The sequence below is a fragment of the Flavobacterium sp. 9AF genome (assembly GCF_902506265.1).
Lineage (GTDB): Bacteria > Bacteroidota > Bacteroidia > Flavobacteriales > Flavobacteriaceae > Flavobacterium.
Window position 1 is genome coordinate 2099311 of sequence record NZ_LR733556.1, and the last position, 17662, is coordinate 2116972.

General features: G+C 30.1%; 17 protein-coding genes. 7 read left to right on the forward strand and 10 right to left on the reverse strand.

Annotated features, from left to right (window positions below; translation table 11 throughout):
* Positions 1-48: 48 nt before the first annotated feature.
* Complete coding sequence (gdhA, locus tag HALO113_RS09455; protein WP_159778791.1) at positions 49-1392, reverse strand: NADP-specific glutamate dehydrogenase; 1344 nt, start codon at positions 1390-1392, stop codon at positions 49-51.
* A gap of 227 nt (positions 1393-1619) precedes the next feature.
* Between gdhA and HALO113_RS09460 the strand changes: the two genes are divergently transcribed.
* A complete protein-coding gene (locus tag HALO113_RS09460; protein ID WP_159778792.1) occupies positions 1620-2399 on the forward strand; it encodes a glutamate dehydrogenase in 780 nt (259 codons plus the stop codon).
* A 76-nt stretch (positions 2400-2475) separates the two neighbouring features.
* Here the strand turns inward: HALO113_RS09460 and HALO113_RS09465 are convergent, their stop codons facing one another.
* From HALO113_RS09465 to HALO113_RS09495, 7 genes are all read right to left on the reverse strand, one after another.
* The gene (locus HALO113_RS09465; protein ID WP_159778793.1) at positions 2476-3621 is read right to left on the reverse strand and encodes a cystathionine gamma-synthase; all 1146 of its coding nucleotides are present in this window, start codon (positions 3619-3621) and stop codon (positions 2476-2478) included.
* Positions 3622-3650: 29 nt separating this feature from the next.
* Positions 3651-4109, reverse strand: a complete 459-nt coding sequence (locus tag HALO113_RS09470) for a DinB family protein (protein ID WP_159778794.1) — start codon at positions 4107-4109, stop codon at positions 3651-3653.
* Positions 4110-4507: 398 nt separating this feature from the next.
* Positions 4508-5938, reverse strand: a complete 1431-nt coding sequence (pyk, locus tag HALO113_RS09475) for a pyruvate kinase (RefSeq protein WP_159778795.1) — start codon at positions 5936-5938, stop codon at positions 4508-4510.
* 5 nt (positions 5939-5943) lie between these two features.
* Complete coding sequence (locus tag HALO113_RS09480) at positions 5944-6420, reverse strand: IPExxxVDY family protein (RefSeq protein WP_159778796.1); 477 nt, start codon at positions 6418-6420, stop codon at positions 5944-5946.
* 112 nt (positions 6421-6532) lie between these two features.
* Positions 6533-7276, reverse strand: a complete 744-nt coding sequence (gene rnc, locus HALO113_RS09485) for a ribonuclease III (RefSeq protein ID WP_236554646.1) — start codon at positions 7274-7276, stop codon at positions 6533-6535.
* 4 nt (positions 7277-7280) lie between these two features.
* Positions 7281-8534, reverse strand: coding sequence for a beta-ketoacyl-ACP synthase II (gene fabF, locus HALO113_RS09490; RefSeq protein ID WP_159778797.1), 1254 nt, complete (start codon positions 8532-8534; stop codon positions 7281-7283).
* Positions 8535-8817: 283 nt separating this feature from the next.
* Positions 8818-9054, reverse strand: coding sequence for an acyl carrier protein (locus tag HALO113_RS09495; RefSeq protein WP_002988156.1), 237 nt, complete (start codon positions 9052-9054; stop codon positions 8818-8820).
* 173 nt (positions 9055-9227) lie between these two features.
* On the opposite strand from HALO113_RS09495, the gene HALO113_RS09500 reads away from it, so the two are divergent.
* From HALO113_RS09500 to HALO113_RS09510, 3 genes are all read left to right on the forward strand, one after another.
* Complete coding sequence (locus HALO113_RS09500; RefSeq protein ID WP_159778798.1) at positions 9228-9791, forward strand: phosphoribosylglycinamide formyltransferase; 564 nt, start codon at positions 9228-9230, stop codon at positions 9789-9791.
* 71 nt (positions 9792-9862) lie between these two features.
* Positions 9863-10330 carry a ribonuclease HI gene (rnhA, locus tag HALO113_RS09505; protein ID WP_159778799.1) on the forward strand — a complete coding sequence of 156 codons (468 nt, stop codon included), beginning with the start codon at positions 9863-9865 and terminating at the stop codon, positions 10328-10330.
* 69 nt (positions 10331-10399) lie between these two features.
* Positions 10400-10798 (forward strand): prepilin-type N-terminal cleavage/methylation domain-containing protein, encoded by a 399-nt coding sequence (locus tag HALO113_RS09510; protein ID WP_159778800.1) that lies wholly within the window; start codon positions 10400-10402, stop codon positions 10796-10798.
* A gap of 217 nt (positions 10799-11015) precedes the next feature.
* Here the strand turns inward: HALO113_RS09510 and HALO113_RS09515 are convergent, their stop codons facing one another.
* Positions 11016-11249, reverse strand: a complete 234-nt coding sequence (locus tag HALO113_RS09515) for a hypothetical protein (protein ID WP_159778801.1) — start codon at positions 11247-11249, stop codon at positions 11016-11018.
* Between the two features lie 40 nt (positions 11250-11289).
* Between HALO113_RS09515 and HALO113_RS09520 the strand changes: the two genes are divergently transcribed.
* From HALO113_RS09520 to HALO113_RS09530, 3 genes are read left to right on the forward strand one after another with little or no spacing between them, the layout of a single operon-like run.
* On the forward strand, positions 11290-12699 hold the full coding sequence (locus HALO113_RS09520; protein WP_159778802.1) for a GspE/PulE family protein: 1410 nt from the start codon (positions 11290-11292) through the stop codon (positions 12697-12699).
* Between the two features lie 35 nt (positions 12700-12734).
* A complete protein-coding gene (locus tag HALO113_RS09525) occupies positions 12735-14888 on the forward strand; it encodes a type II secretion system protein GspD (RefSeq protein ID WP_159778803.1) in 2154 nt (717 codons plus the stop codon).
* Positions 14888-15547: a hypothetical protein gene (locus HALO113_RS09530; protein ID WP_159778804.1), complete on the forward strand. Its 660-nt coding sequence runs from the start codon at positions 14888-14890 to the stop codon at positions 15545-15547. Before HALO113_RS09525 ends, HALO113_RS09530 begins: the two co-directional genes overlap by 1 nt.
* A 389-nt stretch (positions 15548-15936) precedes the next feature.
* Here HALO113_RS09530 and HALO113_RS09535 read toward each other — a convergent pair whose 3' ends face one another.
* On the reverse strand, positions 15937-17478 hold the full coding sequence (locus HALO113_RS09535) for a ribonuclease E/G (protein WP_159778805.1): 1542 nt from the start codon (positions 17476-17478) through the stop codon (positions 15937-15939).
* Between the last annotated feature and the right edge of the window lie 184 nt (positions 17479-17662).

A 17662-nucleotide genomic window follows, 5' to 3' on the forward strand; every position in this document is an offset into this window, starting at 1 on the left:
AAAGGCTCACATTAAATGTAAGCCTCTAAATTATTATTCTTGGATATATTAAACTACTCCTTGACCTAACATAGCATCGGCTACTTTTACGAAACCTGCTATATTTGCTCCTTTAACATAATCTACAAATCCTGTTTCATCTTTACCATATTGCACACATGCTTCATGAATATCAGTCATAATTCTGTGTAATTTTTGGTCAACTTCTTCTCTAGTCCAACTCATACGTAAAGAATTTTGTGACATTTCAAGACCTGAGGTAGCTACACCACCTGCATTTGATGCTTTTCCAGGAGCAAATAGTATTTTTGCAGCTAAAAATGCTTCGACTGCTTCTGGTGTAGAAGGCATATTAGCTCCTTCTGCAACACAAATACAACCATTTGCAATTAACAATTTTGCTTCCTCTCCATTTAATTCGTTTTGAGTAGCACATGGTAATGCAATATCACATTTTACTTCCCATGGTCTTTTTCCTTCAACAAATTTAGCGTTAGGATATTTAGCCACATACTCATTAATTCTTCCATATCTTACATTTTTGATATCCATAATAAATGCTAATTTTTCAGCATCAATACCATCAGCATCAAAAATATATCCTGAAGAATCTGAAGCAGTAACGACTTTCCCTCCTAATTGTGTAGCTTTTTCAATGGCATATTGAGCCACATTTCCAGAACCTGAAACTACTACAGTTTTACCTTCAAAACTTTGTCCTTTTGTAGCTAACATATTTTGAGCAAAATAAACATCTCCGTATCCAGTAGCTTCAGGTCTAATTAAAGATCCCCCAAAAGTAATCCCTTTTCCAGTTAAAACTCCAGTGAATTCATTTCTTAATTTTTTATATTGACCAAACATGTAACCTACTTCTCTACCTCCTACACCTATATCTCCAGCAGGTACATCTGTATCTGCTCCTATATGTCTTGATAATTCAGTCATAAAAGCTTGACAAAAACGCATAATTTCATTATCTGATTTACCTTTAGGATCAAAATCAGATCCTCCTTTTCCACCACCCATAGGCAATGTAGTTAAAGAGTTTTTAAAAACTTGCTCGAAAGCTAAAAATTTTAAAATACTTAAATTTACAGAAGGATGGAAACGAATTCCTCCTTTGTAGGGTCCAATTGCAGAATTCATTTGAATTCTAAATCCTCTATTTACTTGTGTATTTCCTGCATCATCTATCCAAGCAATTCTAAACATAATTACTCTTTCTGGCTCCACCATTCTTTCCAGCAACATTTTCCCTTGATATTTTGGGTTTTGCTCTATAAAAGGAATAACTGTTTCAGCAACTTCTTGCACAGCTTGCATAAATTCGGGTTCGTTTGCGTTTCTTTTAGCAACCGAATCAATAAAAGATTTTACACTTTCTTTCATGATTTTAGGGTTTAATTTGTAATAAATTTTACTTCCGTTTTCCCTTAATGAAAACGTTTTCGTAACTGCGGTGCAAATATACATTATATTAAATCATGTCGTATTTAAATTTTAAAAAAAACATCTCAAAATGACACTTTTTAAGAAAAATTTAGGTAAAAAAAAGAAAAAAATTTTTACCTGTCTTTAGTTTTTATATATTTGTCTATAAATGAAAATCTTTTAAGATGCCTAAGATAATAAAGAACCTACTGTTTTTAACTGTTTTTTTACCATTTTATGGAAACGCACAGTTAGGATTTTCTCACGAAATTGGAGCTTTTGTGGGTGGTGTTGCCTTTCAATCTGATTTTGGAGTTCGACATGATTTTGACACTAACAAGGGAAATACAGGATTTGCTCTTGGAATTGTACACTATCTCAATTTTGCATATAGAGCAGAATGTAATTGCTACACCCCTGATAGTTATTTTAATGACCATTTTAAACTTCGTTCTGAATTATCATACAATAGCACAAAACTTGAACATTTTGGAAAATGGGCTGAAAAAGATTCTCCTAACGGTCTCTTATTAAGAAACATGAAAGGCGAGGCTAAAGTTACAGATATAGGAATGCAATTAGAATATTACCCTTGGAGCATTAGAGAATTTTCAGCTAGAGAAGGAGCATGGGGACCTTTTATCGGTTTAGGAGCACATTTTTCGTTTTTTAGAAATGATACCTATTCTGAATTAGGACCTTTGGGAACTCTAGCTACCACTTATCCTGATTATTTGCCAGATGGTTATTCTTCAGAAGGTGGAAGTACCTTTTCTGTAGTTTCAAGTGTTGGTACAAGATACAAATTAACTGAACTTTCAGATTTATTTGTTGAATTAAGATGGCAATATTATTTTTCTGATTGGGTTGATGGTTTAAGAAAAAATCCAGATCTATATAAAGAAAACAAAGCTAATGATTGGAATCTTTGGTTAAACTTTGGTTACATTTATTATTTAGATTAAAAATATAAAATATAGTAAATAAGAAAGCCTAGATTGAAATCTAGGCTTTCTTATTTATAAAATGTGAGAGATTTTGTTATTGTAGCGCTTGTTCTAAATCAGCTAATAAATCGTCAATATCTTCTACACCTACACTTAAACGAACTAAATCATCTGTAATACCAATTTCCGCTCTTTTCTCTGCTGGAACTGAAGCATGTGTCATCGATGTTGGATGATTTGCTAATGATTCAACACCACCTAAAGACTCTGCTAAAGTAAATACTTTAACTCTCTCTAAAAATCGAACAGCATCTTCAAGCTTTCCTGAATTAAAAGTAAAAGTTACCATCCCTCCAAAACCACCAATCATCTGTTTCTTTGCAATATCATGGTGTGGATGTGTTTCCAAACCTGGATAATATACTCTTTTAATTGCTGGGTGTTTGCTCAAAAATTCAGCCACTTTTGCACCATTTTCGCAATGTCTTTGCACTCTTAAATGTAAGGTTTTGATTCCTCTAAGAACTAAATAACTGTCCATAGGTCCTAGTGTACCTCCAGTCGCAAACTGTGCAAAATGCAACTTTTCTCCCAATGCTGCATCTTTTACAACTAAAGCTCCTGCGATGACATCGGAATGACCACCTAAGTATTTTGTAGCGGAATGCATAACAATATCAGCTCCTAAATCTAAAGGCTTTTGCAAATAAGGAGTTGCAAATGTATTATCTACTGCAAACAACAGGTTATTCTTTTTTGTAATCTTTGCAATTGCTTCAATATCGGCTAATTTCATCAATGGATTTGTAGGTGTTTCTACCCAAACCAACTTAGTATTCGCATTAATTAAACTTTCCAATTTTTGCAAATCAGTCATATCAACAAAATGAAACTTAATTCCAAAGTCTTGATAAATACGGGCAAACATTCTGTAAGTTCCTCCATACAAATCATCCATTGCAATAACTTCGTCATTAGGCTTTAGTAATTTCATAACAGAATCTGTAGCTGCTAATCCAGAAGCGAAGGCAAGTCCTCTAGTTCCATTTTCAATACTTGCTAAAGCGTCTTCCAAAGCTGTTCTTGTAGGATTTGCTGCTCTACTATATTCATATTCTCCTACAGGTTTACCAGGAGAAGTTTGTGCATAAGTTGATGTTTGAAAAACAGGTGGCATAACCGAACCTGTAACTTTTTCATGATGTTGCCCACCATGTATTGTTTTAGTATTAAATTTCATTATTTTAATTTTTTACAAATGTATTAAGTTTAAAGGAATTTTCTTATTTGCAAAATTATTCCTAGATGTAAACCTTCATGAAAATTATTAAATTCAACAGCTTGTCTTGCATTTTGAATGGTAAATCCAGTGCTTTTAGTTGTATATTCATGAAAAGTAATAAAAATATTTTTTTCAAAATCTTCTTGTATCTTTTCAGTCGTGGAAAACAAAATACTTTTTATATAATCTACTTCTTCCTGTGTAGTTGTACATGTTGGAAAAGTTCCATTACGATAGGTGTCAATAAATGTATCTGAAACATGCATAGGTAAACCAGATAACTTATAAATTAATGATTGTTGTGTGGCAATACAGTGTCCAATATTCCAAATAATATTATTACTAAATCCTTGAGGCATTAAATTCAACTGTTCGAGCGTATATTTTTCTAAAAAATAAAGAAATTGATTTCTTATATTATTAGTAATTCTAAATGTTGTTTCCATAATTAAAAATTTCTTACGAATATACTCAATTTATTAAGTTTAAAATAAGAATTACATAACATTTAATTCTAATTTTATAAATACAATTATTTTTATAAGTAATACTTATAAAAATAGGGATAACATAAAAAAAGGTATTAAAAATGATGAATTTATAGCTAAAAAATCGTTTTTAAAAAAACACAAAGACGTTATCTTAGATTATGATTTTTTTGAACGAAATGGTTTTAAGGAAACTTTTTTTGCGATTCATTTAAAAACAGTTTATTTGATTGATGAAGACGAAATAAAAGGCAGAAAAATAAAGGTTAAACAAGTTGATGTTGCTTGTTATACTTGCTTTGAGGAATAAAAAAACACGCTGAAGAGCGTGTTTTTTAATCTATATTGCATAAAAATTATTCAATTTCAGAAACTCTTAAAGTATTTACCATACCTTTTTTCACAATGGGCATAGCCGCTAAGTTGATTACCATATCACCAGGTTTTACATAACCTCTTTCTTTACAAATTTGGTTAATATCATCAACAGTATCATCTGTACTTACAAATTTATCATAGTAGTACGCTCTCACACCCCATAATAAATTTAATTGCGTTAAAATTCGCTTGTTAGAAGTAAATACTAAAATATGCGATTTGGGTCTCCAAGCTGAAATTTGAAAAGCAGTATAACCACTATTAGTTAAGGTTGTAATGGCTTTAGCAGCAATGTCATCAGCCATAATCGCAGCATGATAACAGATAGACTTAGTAATAAAACGTTTGGTACGTACATGTGGTGCATTTAAAGGCACTTTAATAAGTGGCGAGTCTTCTACACTTTCTATAATACGTGTCATGGTTTCAATTACTTGAACCGGATAATTTCCTACAGATGTTTCTCCAGAAAGCATTACAGCATCTGCTCCATCCATAACCGAATTGGCTACATCATTTACTTCTGCTCTAGTTGGAGTTAAACTAGTAATCATAGTTTCCATCATTTGTGTCGCTACAATTACTGGAATTCGAGCTGTTTTTGCTCTATGAATTAGTTTCTTTTGAATTAAGGGTACTTGTTCCGCTGGAATTTCAACTCCTAAATCGCCACGTGCCACCATAAGAGCATCGCAAAAAGCAACAATTTTATCTATATTTTCTACTGCTTCTGGTTTTTCAATTTTAGCAACAATAGGAATTTTATGATCGGAATGTTTAGCAATTAAATCTTGTAATTCTTCCAAATCTTTCGGAGTTCTCACAAAGGAAAGAGCAATCCAATCTACTTTGTTTTCAATGGCAAAAATAGCGTCTTTAATGTCTTTTTTTGTTAAAGCAGGTAATGAAACTTTAGTGTTTGGTAAATTAACCCCTTTTTTAGATTTCAATGGACCACCTTGTATAACTACGGCTTCCACTTCAGTTTTTTTATCGGTTTTAACTACTTCAAAAATAAGTTTTCCATCGTCTAAAAGAATGCGTTCTCCAGGATTTACATCTTTAGGAAATTCTTTATAGTTCATATATACTTTAGAAGCAGTTCCTAATATATCTTCTGCTGTAGTAAATGTAATTTTATCTCCTTTAGCGACTACTACATCTTCTTTCATTACTCCAACTCGTAATTTTGGTCCTTGTAAATCGGCTAGGATAGAAGTAGTGTAATTGAATTCTTCATTTAATTCTCTAATCATGTCGATACGTTCTTTAACATCGTCATAATTTGCATGAGAAAAATTGATTCTAAATACATTTACTCCAGCTTCAATCATGTCTTTTAATACATCTTTTGAACTAGTCGCAGGACCTAAAGTAGCTACAATTTTTGTCTTTTTTGTTGTTGGCATTCGAATTAAAAAATTAAATTATTTTTTGATTTAAGTTTGTTTTGATCAATTGGGTACACCATTGAAATTTGGTCTATTTTTGAAAGTTTTTGAATTATGTTTTCCAATGGGAAAAATGAGGGTTCAATATTTTCAATTTTTAATATGTAATCTGCTTTTTTATATTCTGGCAAAACATACATAGTAATATCAATAGAGTCAAAAATTCCATTTGTGCTTTTTTCTGAAGTTATAGCTGTAGCTTTATTTTCGAAAACATTCCAAATAATGTCATGAATTTCATCATCAAAAATAAAATGACTAAATATACCTTTTCCTTCTCTGTTTTCAATTTCAATATTTGAGTCGTTTTTTCTTAATTGAATTTGTATTAGCTTATTAATAAAATAAACTAAACGATAATCTTCTAAACTAGAATGAATGGCAATAAGCTCATAATCTATCGAAATAAAATCATTTATCTGAATTTTATGAATGGCCATAACTTAAAAATAAGTTGTAAATATACTATTTAATATATATAAATAGTATTGTTTTTAAAGAAGTTAAGGATTGTTTACTAACGAAAACGATTTAGTAGTCGAAATTAAAATGTTATTTTTTGTTAATTTTTTCTTGTAAGGCAAAATAGGCTCTTTTTGCCGCTTTTTCTTCCGCTTTTTTCTTTGAAGTAGCTCTGCCTTTAGCTACAATTTTTTGATCGATGGTTAGTTTTACACCAAAATATTTTTGTTCTTCAATTCCGGTATCGTCAAACACATCAAAATTAAATTGTTTCTTTTCTTTTTGACACCATTCTATAACCAAACTTTTATAGCTAATAACTTTTCCTTCTAATTTAGGAATATCCACATAAGGTTCAATAACTTTTTGATAAATAAACTTTTCACAAAATTGAAATCCACGATCTAAGTAGATGGCACCTATAAAAGCTTCAAATAAGTTTCCATGTATGTTTTCTCCAAAATGTTGTGGGTTCACTTTGCTTTCTACAAAATGTATTAAATTGAAATCTCTTCCTAGTTCATTTAAATGTTCTCTGCTTACAATTTTGGATCGCATTTTTGTTAAATATCCTTCATCTCCTGTAGGAACTTCATTGTACAAATGAGCAGCAATAACACTACCTAACATAGCATCACCTAAAAATTCTAAACGCTCGTAATTGAAAGGGTTCCCCTTTTCGTCAATTTTGTTTGTAGACCTATGGGTAAAAGCTTTTTGATAATATCTTAAAGTAATAGGTTGAAAACCAAGTATTTTTGTAAGTTTATCAAAAAAAATCCCGTCTTCTGGAGAACGGGAGTTTTTTAATATTTTTTTAAAGAATTTACGCATAAAATTATGCTTCAATTTTTTTAAATAAAACACATGCATTATGACCTCCAAAACCAAAAGTATTGCTCATCGCTACTTTTATGTCTCTTTTTTGTGCCTTGTTTAAAGTTAAATTTAATTCTGGGTTAATGTTTTCATCTACAGTAGTGTGGTTTATTGTAGGTGGAATAATGCCATTTTTAATAGCTAATATAGATGCAATAGCTTCAATTCCACCAGCAGCACCAAGTAAATGACCTGTCATTGATTTAGTGGAATTAATATTTATTTTTTTGGCATGTTCTCCAAAAACGGCACTAATCGCTTTTAATTCTGCTACATCTCCAAGAGGAGTCGAAGTTCCATGTGTGTTAATATGTTCAACGTCTTCTGGTTTCATTCCAGCATCTCGTAAACAATTTTCCATTACAGCAATAACTCCAATTCCTTCTGGATGTGGAGCGGTTAAATGGTAAGCATCGGAAGAAAGTCCACCGCCACCTATTTCACAATAGATTTTAGCGCCACGTGCTTTGGCATGTTCATATTCTTCAAGAACTAATGCACCAGCACCTTCACCTAATACAAATCCATCACGAGTAGCATCAAAAGGTCGTGAAGCTGTCTCAGGGCTTTCATTTCTTGTAGATAAGGCATGCATAGAATTAAAACCACCCATTCCTGCAATAGTTACAGCTGCTTCGGAACCACCAGAAATGATTACATCACACATTCCTAAACGAATATAGTTAAATGCATCTATCATGGCATTAGCGGATGATGCACAAGCAGAAACGGTAGTATAGTTTGGCCCCATAAAACCATTGCGCATTGAAATATGAGCAGGAGCTATATCAGCAATCATTTTAGGTATAAAGAAAGGATTAAAACGAGGAGTTCCATCACCAGCAGCATAATTTAAAACTTCTTCTTGAAAAGTTTCTAAACCTCCTATTCCGGCACCCCAAATAACACCTACGCGGTGTTTATTTACATTATCCGCTGTAATTCCTGCGTCTTTAATCGCTTCATCACTTGCAACAATGGCATATTGCGAAAATTTGTCTAAACGTCTTGCTTCTTTTTTATCTATGAAGTCTTCTACTTTAAAGTTCTTTACTTCACAAGCAAATTTAGTTTTATGTTTTTCAGTATTATAATAGGTAATGGGAGCAGCACCACTTTTACCGCTGATTAACGCATCCCAATATTCTTGAATGTTATTTCCTATTGGAGTTAGCGCTCCTAAACCAGTTACAACAACACGCTTTAATTGCATATAGATATGTTTTGATTATATAAAAAAACCCAAAGTGCTTTTAATTAATACTAAAAGAAACAATGGGTATTACATAGTTTATTTATTATGATTGTAATACAATCAATGTTTTCTACTTATAAAATAAATTTCTCGTTATAAATATATAAAAAAATATAATTAAAACTTATTTAACTGATTTCATAACATTAGTAATACCAGTTAAGAATTCTGTTAAATGTTTAAAAGCAAAGCGAAACAAGAACACCCATAAGGTTTTAAAACCCAATGGGTGTTTCTAATATTATTTCTTAGCTTCCTCGATGTAAGAAATAGCTTGACCTACAGTAGCAATGTTTTCAGCTTGATCATCTGGAATTTGAATATCAAATTCTTTTTCGAACTCCATAATTAGCTCAACAGTGTCTAATGAATCAGCTCCTAAATCGTTAGTGAAGCTAGCTTCAGCTACAACTTCATTTTCGTCAACACCTAATTTGTCTACGATAATCGCTTTTACTCTTGATGCAATGTCTGACATAATCTTTTAATTTTAATTTAATTTGTTGGCAAAAATAAAAAACTTTATTTTAAAACAACCTTTTTGTTACTAAATAAGACTACGAAATTAAAAAAAATAATTCACAAAGACTTCATTTTTCTATTTTTTACCAATTATTATTCTTTTTTTTGTGTAATAAAAATTACAGGATAATGAAAAAAATAGTCATATTTGCTTCTGGTACTGGTTCCAATGCCGAGAAAATAATATTACATTTCAAAAAATCAAATCTAGGGAACGTAGTCGCAATCTTCTCAAACAATCCTCGTGCCAAAGTTTTACAGCTTGCTGAAAATCATGCTATTTCTTCTGTAGTTTTCAATAAAGGAGAACTTAATGATGGGGTTGTTTTAAAAGTATTAAATGAAATTCAACCCGATTTAATTGTGTTGGCTGGTTTTTTATGGAAATTTCCTGCTTCCATTATTCAGCAGTATCCTAATAAAGTGATTAATATTCATCCTGCTTTGCTTCCTAAATATGGTGGAAAAGGAATGTATGGTATGCATGTGCATCAAGCGGTGTTGGAAAATAAAGAAGTAGAAACGGGTATTACTATTCATTATGTTAATGAGAATTATGATGAGGGTGCTTTTATTTTCCAAAAAGCAGTTGCTATTGAGGATTGTACTACATCAGAACAAATTGCTGAAAAAGTACATCAATTGGAACATGAGTTTTTTTCAGTGGTAATAGAGAGATTATTAGAAGGTTAGATTTTTTGACTTTATGATAAAATAATATCTAGTAAATCTTTTATAAAATCTAATAATATAAGAAGTCAAAAATGTCACATGAAGTACATATATATACAGATGGTGCAGCCAAAGGGAACCCTGGGCCTGCTGGCTATGGCGTGGTAATGGAATTAGTGGGGACTCCTTATAAAAAAGAATTTTATGAAGGGTTTCGTTTGTCTACTAATAATAGAATGGAACTATTGGCAGTTATTGTAGGTCTGGAAAAATTAAAAAATCCTAAAATGAAGGTCCTCGTTGTCTCAGATTCTAAATATGTAGTGGATGCTGTTGAAAAAAGATGGGTGTTTCAATGGGAAAAAATAAATTTTAAAGCTAAAAAAAACCCAGATTTATGGATCCGTTTTCTTAAAGTGTATAGGAAGCATCAAGTCGATTTTAAATGGGTTAAAGGCCATAATAATCATCCTCAAAATGAACGTTGTGATGCCTTGGCTGTAATGGCTTCACAACAAGAAAAATTATCCATTGATGCTTTTTATGAGGAGAATGAATAACTATTGATTATTAAATTTTATTTATAGAGAAAATGTAGAATTATAATTATTTTTGTAAAAATGTATAATATGAAAAAAAAGGTTAAGTCTTTCAATCTGCAAGAAATGTTAATAGTATTAGCAATTATAGGAATATTACTATTGTTAGCACTACCTAATTTAATGCCACTGATTACAAAAGCAAAAAGTGTAGAAGCTCAAACACAACTTAAGTTTATCTATAATTCACAAAAACAATATCACTTTATGTATTCAAAATATAGTAATGATTTAAATGAGATTGATTTTGAGAAACCAAAAACGGTTAAAGAAGACGGAAGTGCTAATTATGTATATGAAATAATTCAATCTTCAAACTCAGATTTTAAAGCTACTGCTACTGCGATAACAGATTTTGACAACGATGGTGTATTTAATGTTTGGGAAATTGATCAAGATGGAGTTCCTAAAGAGACAATAAAAGATTAGGGGTGATCGTTTTATTTAAACTATTACTAATTATAGTTTTTCTTATTATTTTATATCAAGATGTTAAAGAAAGATTAGTTTATTGGTTCTTATATCCTTTGGTTGGGGTAATAGGAGTCATAATTCAACAAATGTATTTTCATTGGAACATAATAATGATATATACATGCATTAACTTAATTTTAGTTGGAGTATTAATTTTAATTACGTTCTTATATTACAAATTGATTTTAAAGAATAAATATTTTAATAAAAGTATAGGTTTGGGAGACTTATTACTTTTTGTTTTTCTATCTTTTACTTTACCAACATTTACCTTTTGGATTCTTTTTGTATTTTCACTATTCTTCTCATTACTTCTTTTCTTGTTTGTTAAGAGTATAAAGTTGAGAATAGAAACAATTCCTTTGGCAGGATATATAGCACTTTTTTTTGCAATAATATTTTTCATCTCTTTGTTCTTAAATAGAAATTTTCTTTATATAAATTAAATGACTGATTTTTTTATTCCAATAGCATACCAACAAATTATTACTGCTGAGCAAGCTTACAGATATAGAATTGTTCCTGTTTTTTTATCAAAAGACGATATAGTTTTATTTTATACTGATTCAAGCGAAATGAATGCTTTAAAAAACGAATTAGAAATTGTTTTAGATAAAAAAATAGATTTAACAAAAATTGAATCATCTGATTTAGATCAATTTTTGTCAACTAATTATAGAAAGAAAACAAGTACTACACCTTCAAGTATAGAATATACTAATGATTTTTTAGAGAAAATAGTCATAACAGCTAAAGAAATAGGAAGTAGTGATATTCATTTTGAACCTTATGAAAACAAAGCAAGGGTAAGATACCGTTTAGATGGTAAACTGAAAGAACAATATCATATTTCAAATGAAGAATACCCAATTATTGTTAATAAAATAAAAATAAGGGCTCAGTTAGATATTTCTGAGAAAAGATTACCCCAGGATGGTAGAATTACCATTGCAACCGAATTTGATGAATTTGATATTAGGGTATCTATTTTACCTACTTTACATGGTGAAAAAGTTGTACTTCGATTACTAAGCAAAGATACTACTCATGTAAACATGGATTCACTTGGGTTTACTAAAAATGAATTAAAAATTTATTTGGAAAGTATTAAAAAACCTAATGGAATTATCCTAATTTCTGGCCCTACTGGTTCAGGTAAAACCACCACATTGTATGCAACTTTAAAATTATTAAATAATATTAATACTAATATTTTAACTGTAGAGGATCCAATTGAATATACATTAGAAGGAATTAACCAAGTGCAATTAAAAGAGAGTATTGGGCTTGATTTTGCAACAACACTTAGAACATTTTTAAGGCAAGATCCTGATATTATTATGGTAGGAGAGATTAGAGATGTAGCTACTGCAAACATGGCTGTAAGAGCTGCATTAACAGGACATTTAGTACTTTCAACAATACATACTAATTCTTCTTGGGCAACAGTTTCTAGATTAATAGATATGGGAGTACCACCTTTTTTAATAGCTGGTACTTTGAATTGTAGTATAGCTCAAAGATTAGTTCGTAAACTTTGCAATTCCTGTAGAAAAGAGGAATCTGTTCATCGTTCCTTATTTCCAAGTGGTTTTGAAATACCGGATAATTTAAAAACACATTATACAGCAGTAGGATGTAACCATTGCTTTTATACTGGGTACAGTGGTAGAAAAGCAATTTATGAAATATTGCCAATAACAAATGAGTTATCAGAATATATAAAAACTGGAAAAACAAATATAAATGATTATTTGGATCAAAACAATATTGCTACCTTAAAGACAAATGCACTAAAAATGATTCAAAATGGAGAAACCTCTGTTGAAGAAGTATTTTCTTTATTAATGATTTAATTACTATATCTTTGAAAAAAAAATTTTATTAACTAATGAAAAAAAATCTTTGGATAATTATACTATTTATTACGATGCACTTACAGGCTCAAGATAGTAGAATTCAACAAATTCAAAATAATATACAAGCAGTAATACCTAATTCACCAGGGTTAGCTCAAAAAGTAAACATCAATATAAAACAAGCTAGCCTTTCAGAATTTTTATTAGCAGTTTCCGAAGTTCATAAAGTTAATTTAAGTGTTGCTCCTTCTTTTGAACAAATAATGATAGTTAATAATTTTTCTGATGTTACTGTTTCAGATTTATTAGTTTTTTTATGTAAAGAATATAATTTAACTATAGAATTTACAGGTAACATATTAGCTTTGAAACCTTATCAAAAACCTGCCGAAATAATAAAAGAAAAAGTTATTGATGTAAAATATAAGTTGTCAGAAGATTTATTGACTTTAAATTTGAAGGAGGATAAGTTATATGATGTTTTTAAAAAAATTACAAATGAAACGGGTAAAAATATTGTTTTCACACCTGGGTTAGAAAATAAATTATTAACTGCTTATATAGTAGATATGCCTTTTGATGACGCTATAAATAAAGTAGCTTTTGCAAATAATTTGGAAGTAGAAAAAACTAAAGATAATTTTTATTTATTTGATAATTTAGGAGGAGAGTATAGTGTAAATTCAAACGATAAGAATAGCATAGGTCAAAATAAGCCTTCAAAACCACTTCGATCTAGAAAATCAAATTTCTATTTTGTTGTACTAGATCAGGAGAAAAAACTATTAGAAGTTGATTTTGAAAATACACCAATTTCAAATATAATTTATGATATTGGTAATGATTTAAATTTAGATGTCTTTATTTCAAATCCATTAGAAAATGCAGGAAATGCTACTTTAAAAGCGAAGCAAATTACATTTGATGAATTATTAAATAAAATTTTTGAAAGTAAAAGTAGTGTTTCAAACGGAGCAAATCCCAATTCTTTTTCATCTCAAAATAATAATTCAGTTAGTAATGAAGCAATACTTACTAATGATTATACATATTCTAAAAAAGATAACATTTATATATTTGGACTAAAAAATCAATTAATTGTTAGAAATATTAAAGCAATAGCTTTGATGCATCGATCTATTGAAATTTTAGGTGATCCTAGTAAAGACAGTGGAAGATCTGTAGGAAGATTGTCAAATAATTTATCGTCGCTCTCTTCTTATAATAGTACTTCCAATACAGATACTTCAAGAAATACAGCTTCATATTCCAATTCGGGTGGGAACGCTACGTCAGGAAGCAGTATTTTAGAAATTTTTCCTAAAGAAATACTTGCAGGGATTGATGTAAAAATTGATACAGAATTGAACAGCTTTATAGTTAGTGGACCTTCAGAGAATATTATCCGATTTGAAAATTTTGTAAAATATATTGACAAGCCAGTCCCAGTAATTTTAATTGAGGTAATGCTTCTAGAAGTTAGTCGAAGTGCGACCATTGAAACGGGTATTTCAGCAGGTATTGGCGATAAACCAACAACAACAAGTGGATCCGTTTTTCCTACAGCAGATATTAATTTAGGAGCGCAAACCTTAAATAAAATTATTAATCGATTTGACGGATTTGGATCATTAAATATTGGGAATGTAGTTCCTAATTTTTACTTAAGTTTAAAAGCTCTTGAAAGTAACGGTTCTGTAAATATTAGATCGACTCCAAGGCTCTCCACTCTTAACGGACATAGAGCTTTTCTTTCTATTGGGGAAACAACGTATTATGTAGTAACTAATCAAAATTATTATGGATCTCAAATTCCACAAACATCTGAAATAAAAAATTATCAACCTATTGATGCTGAACTATCTTTAACCATTAAGCCTTTAATCTCTGGAGATGGACAAATAACTATGGATATTAAAGTCATTCAATCTAGTTTTAATGGACAAAAAGTAGATAAAGATGCGCCTCCAGGTATTAATTCTAGAGAATTTACTTCTATTATTAGAGTAAAAGATCAAGATTTAATAGTTTTAGGTGGTCTAGAAGAAAAAGTAAAGAATGATACAGGTTCTGGTGTTCCTTTATTATCAAGAATCCCTATTATTAAATGGTTTTTTAGCTCTAGAAAAAGAGAAGATTCTAAGAAAAAATTATCTGTTATAATAAAACCAACAGTTATTTACTAATGCATTTTTCTAAAATTGAAAATATAGTAATCGGAAATCAATTCTTAGGTATTGAAGTTTTTTCAAACGAAAATACCGAAAAAGTAGATGTTATTTTAGTTCAAAAAAAGAAAGAAGAACTAAATGTTAAGGATTATTATAGTTTTTCTTCTCTTGAAACAATTGCTTTAAATAAATTAGCAAGCATACCTGTAATTCTTACCGTTAATACAGAAAAGGTATTAATGAAGGAAATTGACATAGTAGAAAAAAACGATTTAATTTTAGTTAAGAAAGCTTTTACTAATTTAAATCTAGATGATTTTTACTATGATATTTGGAGGTTTGAGTCGAAAAGTTTTGTTTTTATTGTAAGAAAAAATTACCTTGATGATCTTGTTCATAGACTTACGAATGCATGTCATTTAAAAATAGTCTCAGTATATATTGGAATTAGTACATTTAAGAATATAATTCATTATGTTTCTCAAGATACAATAAATTTTAATGGAAAAACGTATGTAAAAAGTACTCAAAACGTTACTAATACAGATTTACTACCTCAAAAGGTTTACGATATAGGTAGTATAAAAATTAAAGGAGAAAATATACTATGTTTTTCGGGGATTGTAAGTTTTGTTACCTTCAATTATGGAATAGGCATCAACAATCTAATCTAAAAATGAGAACTTATAAAAGAAAAAACACTTGCAAGAACGTTCTTGCAAGTGTTTAATTTAATTATTTTTGTCTAATAAATCTGTATCGATTTTTTAGGACTAGTCATTAATTTGATTTCCTTGTTTATCAAAGAAATGATATTCAAGGTACGTGTAAGCGTCACGAGATTTGAGAATAAGAGGAGGAAGTCCAGTGGACTTCAGGTATAAAAAAACCGCCCATTTAAAGATAGGCGGTTTTTAGTTTATTTAATTTGATTTCCTTGTTTATCAAAGAAATGATATTCAAGGTACGTGTAAGCGTCACGAGATTTGAGAATAAGAGGAGGAAGTCCAGTGGACTTCAGGTATAAAAAAAACCGCCCATTTAAAGATAGGCGGTTTTTAGTTTATTTAATTTGATTTCCTTGTTTATCAAAGAAATGATATTCAAGGTACGTGTAAGCGTCACGAGGTATAATTTTCACCCATTTTTTATGTTCAAAAAACCATTTTGAACGTATTGATGGAAAACCTTTTTCAAGGTAAGCTGCCACAAAAGGATGCGTGTTTAAAACCACCTTTTTATGGACTTTTATAATTCTTTCTAAGTCAGCCGTTATTTTGTCAATAATTAAAATAGGAGCTTCTATTTTCCCGTCTTCATTGGGGTCTTCTTCCCTTGTTTTAATATTTACTTCAGGCCTAACTCGTTGTCTAGTAATTTGAATTAATCCAAATTTGCTAGGAGGCAAGATTTTATGTTTAGCCTTATCGTCACTCATTTCTTCTTTTAGAAAATCATATAATTTTTTTCTATTATCTGCATTTTGCATATCAATAAAATCAACTACAATAATTCCTCCCATATCTCGTAAGCGCAATTGTCTTGCTATTTCAGCTGCTGCAATCATGTTTACTTCTAAAGCAGTATCTTCCTGACTTAATGCTTTGTTTGAGCGATTTCCGCTATTTACATCAATAACGTGCAAAGCTTCAGTATGCTCAATAATAAGATAGGCTCCTTTACTCATGGAGACAGTTTTTCCAAATGAAGTTTTAATTTGTCTTTCAATATGATATTTCTCAAAAAGAGGAAGATCTTTTGATTGATAGTGTTTTACGATAGACACTTTATCGGGAGCTATTTCTTGCAAATAGTCCTTCGTTTGAATAAATAATTCCTCATCATCTATGTGAATACTTGAAAAAGTATCATTGAAAACATCTCTTAAGATTGAAGAAGCTTTGTTTAATTCTCCTAATACTTTTGAGGGATGATGAGCGGTTTGTAGTCTTTTACACATAGCAGACCATCTTTCTAATAAAAGTTGTAGATCTTTGTCTATTTCGGCTACTTTTTTGCCTTCAGCTACTGTCCTCACAATAACTCCAAAACCTTTTGGTTTAATAGATTGAACGAGTCTTTTTAATCTGTCTTTCTCTTCTTTAGAATCAATTTTTTGAGAAATTGAAACACGATCTGAGAAAGGAACTAAAACGACATATCTACCGGCTAAAGAAATCTCAGAACTAATTCTGGGTCCTTTGGTAGAGATAGGTTCTTTTACTACTTGTACTAAAACTGATTGATTGGCATTGAGAATATCTGTTATTACACCATCTTTATCAATTTCAGCTTCAAAAGGAAAATTTTTGAGTGAATAATCTTTTAGTTTACCTGCGCTTACAAGTTTAATGAATTTCATCAAGGAAGGTAGATTAGGACCTAAATCATGATAGTGTAGAAAAGCGTCTTTTTCATAACCTAAGTTAACAAAAGCTGCATTTAAACCAGCAACTGGCTTTCTTATTTTGGCAATAAAAATATCACCTACACTAAAATTGGTTCCCTGTTCTTCTTCTTTGTGTAATTCAATTAGTTTTCCATCTTTTAATAAGGCAAAATCTACGGCTTCTGAACCCGATCTAATGATTAATTCTTTGTTCACGCTGTACATTTTTATCCATACTTTTTTAGTTAGTAGTTAATTGTAAATAATAAAAAGTATTAAAGAAAAAATACTAATTACTGTTTACTAATTACTAATTACTTATATAGTACAGATGGATTAAACAATATTTTACAGGTATTTTACCCGATAATCAGTCATTTAACTGATTAATTTCAAAGAA

What these genes read in the sequence shown, in the direction of transcription:
- pyk (WP_159778795.1), bottom strand. Translation starts at nt 5,938, where the DNA reads ATGCCAACAACAAAAAAGACAAAAATTGTAGCTACTTTAGGTCCTGCG.
- rnc (WP_236554646.1), bottom strand. Translation starts at nt 7,276, where the DNA reads ATGCGTAAATTCTTTAAAAAAATATTAAAAAACTCCCGTTCTCCAGAA.
- HALO113_RS09460 (WP_159778792.1), top strand. Translation starts at nt 1,620, where the DNA reads ATGCCTAAGATAATAAAGAACCTACTGTTTTTAACTGTTTTTTTACCA.
- gdhA (WP_159778791.1), bottom strand. Translation starts at nt 1,392, where the DNA reads ATGAAAGAAAGTGTAAAATCTTTTATTGATTCGGTTGCTAAAAGAAAC.
- HALO113_RS09500 (WP_159778798.1), top strand. Translation starts at nt 9,228, where the DNA reads ATGAAAAAAATAGTCATATTTGCTTCTGGTACTGGTTCCAATGCCGAG.
- HALO113_RS09510 (WP_159778800.1), top strand. Translation starts at nt 10,400, where the DNA reads ATGAAAAAAAAGGTTAAGTCTTTCAATCTGCAAGAAATGTTAATAGTA.
- HALO113_RS09480 (WP_159778796.1), bottom strand. Translation starts at nt 6,420, where the DNA reads ATGGCCATTCATAAAATTCAGATAAATGATTTTATTTCGATAGATTAT.
- HALO113_RS09515 (WP_159778801.1), bottom strand. Translation starts at nt 11,249, where the DNA reads ATGAAAAATATTATTGCAAAAAAAAGTGCTATATATCCTGCCAAAGGA.
- HALO113_RS09525 (WP_159778803.1), top strand. Translation starts at nt 12,735, where the DNA reads ATGAAAAAAAATCTTTGGATAATTATACTATTTATTACGATGCACTTA.
- HALO113_RS09465 (WP_159778793.1), bottom strand. Translation starts at nt 3,621, where the DNA reads ATGAAATTTAATACTAAAACAATACATGGTGGGCAACATCATGAAAAA.
- HALO113_RS09530 (WP_159778804.1), top strand. Translation starts at nt 14,888, where the DNA reads ATGCATTTTTCTAAAATTGAAAATATAGTAATCGGAAATCAATTCTTA.
- HALO113_RS09520 (WP_159778802.1), top strand. Translation starts at nt 11,290, where the DNA reads ATGACTGATTTTTTTATTCCAATAGCATACCAACAAATTATTACTGCT.
- rnhA (WP_159778799.1), top strand. Translation starts at nt 9,863, where the DNA reads ATGTCACATGAAGTACATATATATACAGATGGTGCAGCCAAAGGGAAC.
- fabF (WP_159778797.1), bottom strand. Translation starts at nt 8,534, where the DNA reads ATGCAATTAAAGCGTGTTGTTGTAACTGGTTTAGGAGCGCTAACTCCA.
- HALO113_RS09495 (WP_002988156.1), bottom strand. Translation starts at nt 9,054, where the DNA reads ATGTCAGACATTGCATCAAGAGTAAAAGCGATTATCGTAGACAAATTA.
- HALO113_RS09470 (WP_159778794.1), bottom strand. Translation starts at nt 4,109, where the DNA reads ATGGAAACAACATTTAGAATTACTAATAATATAAGAAATCAATTTCTT.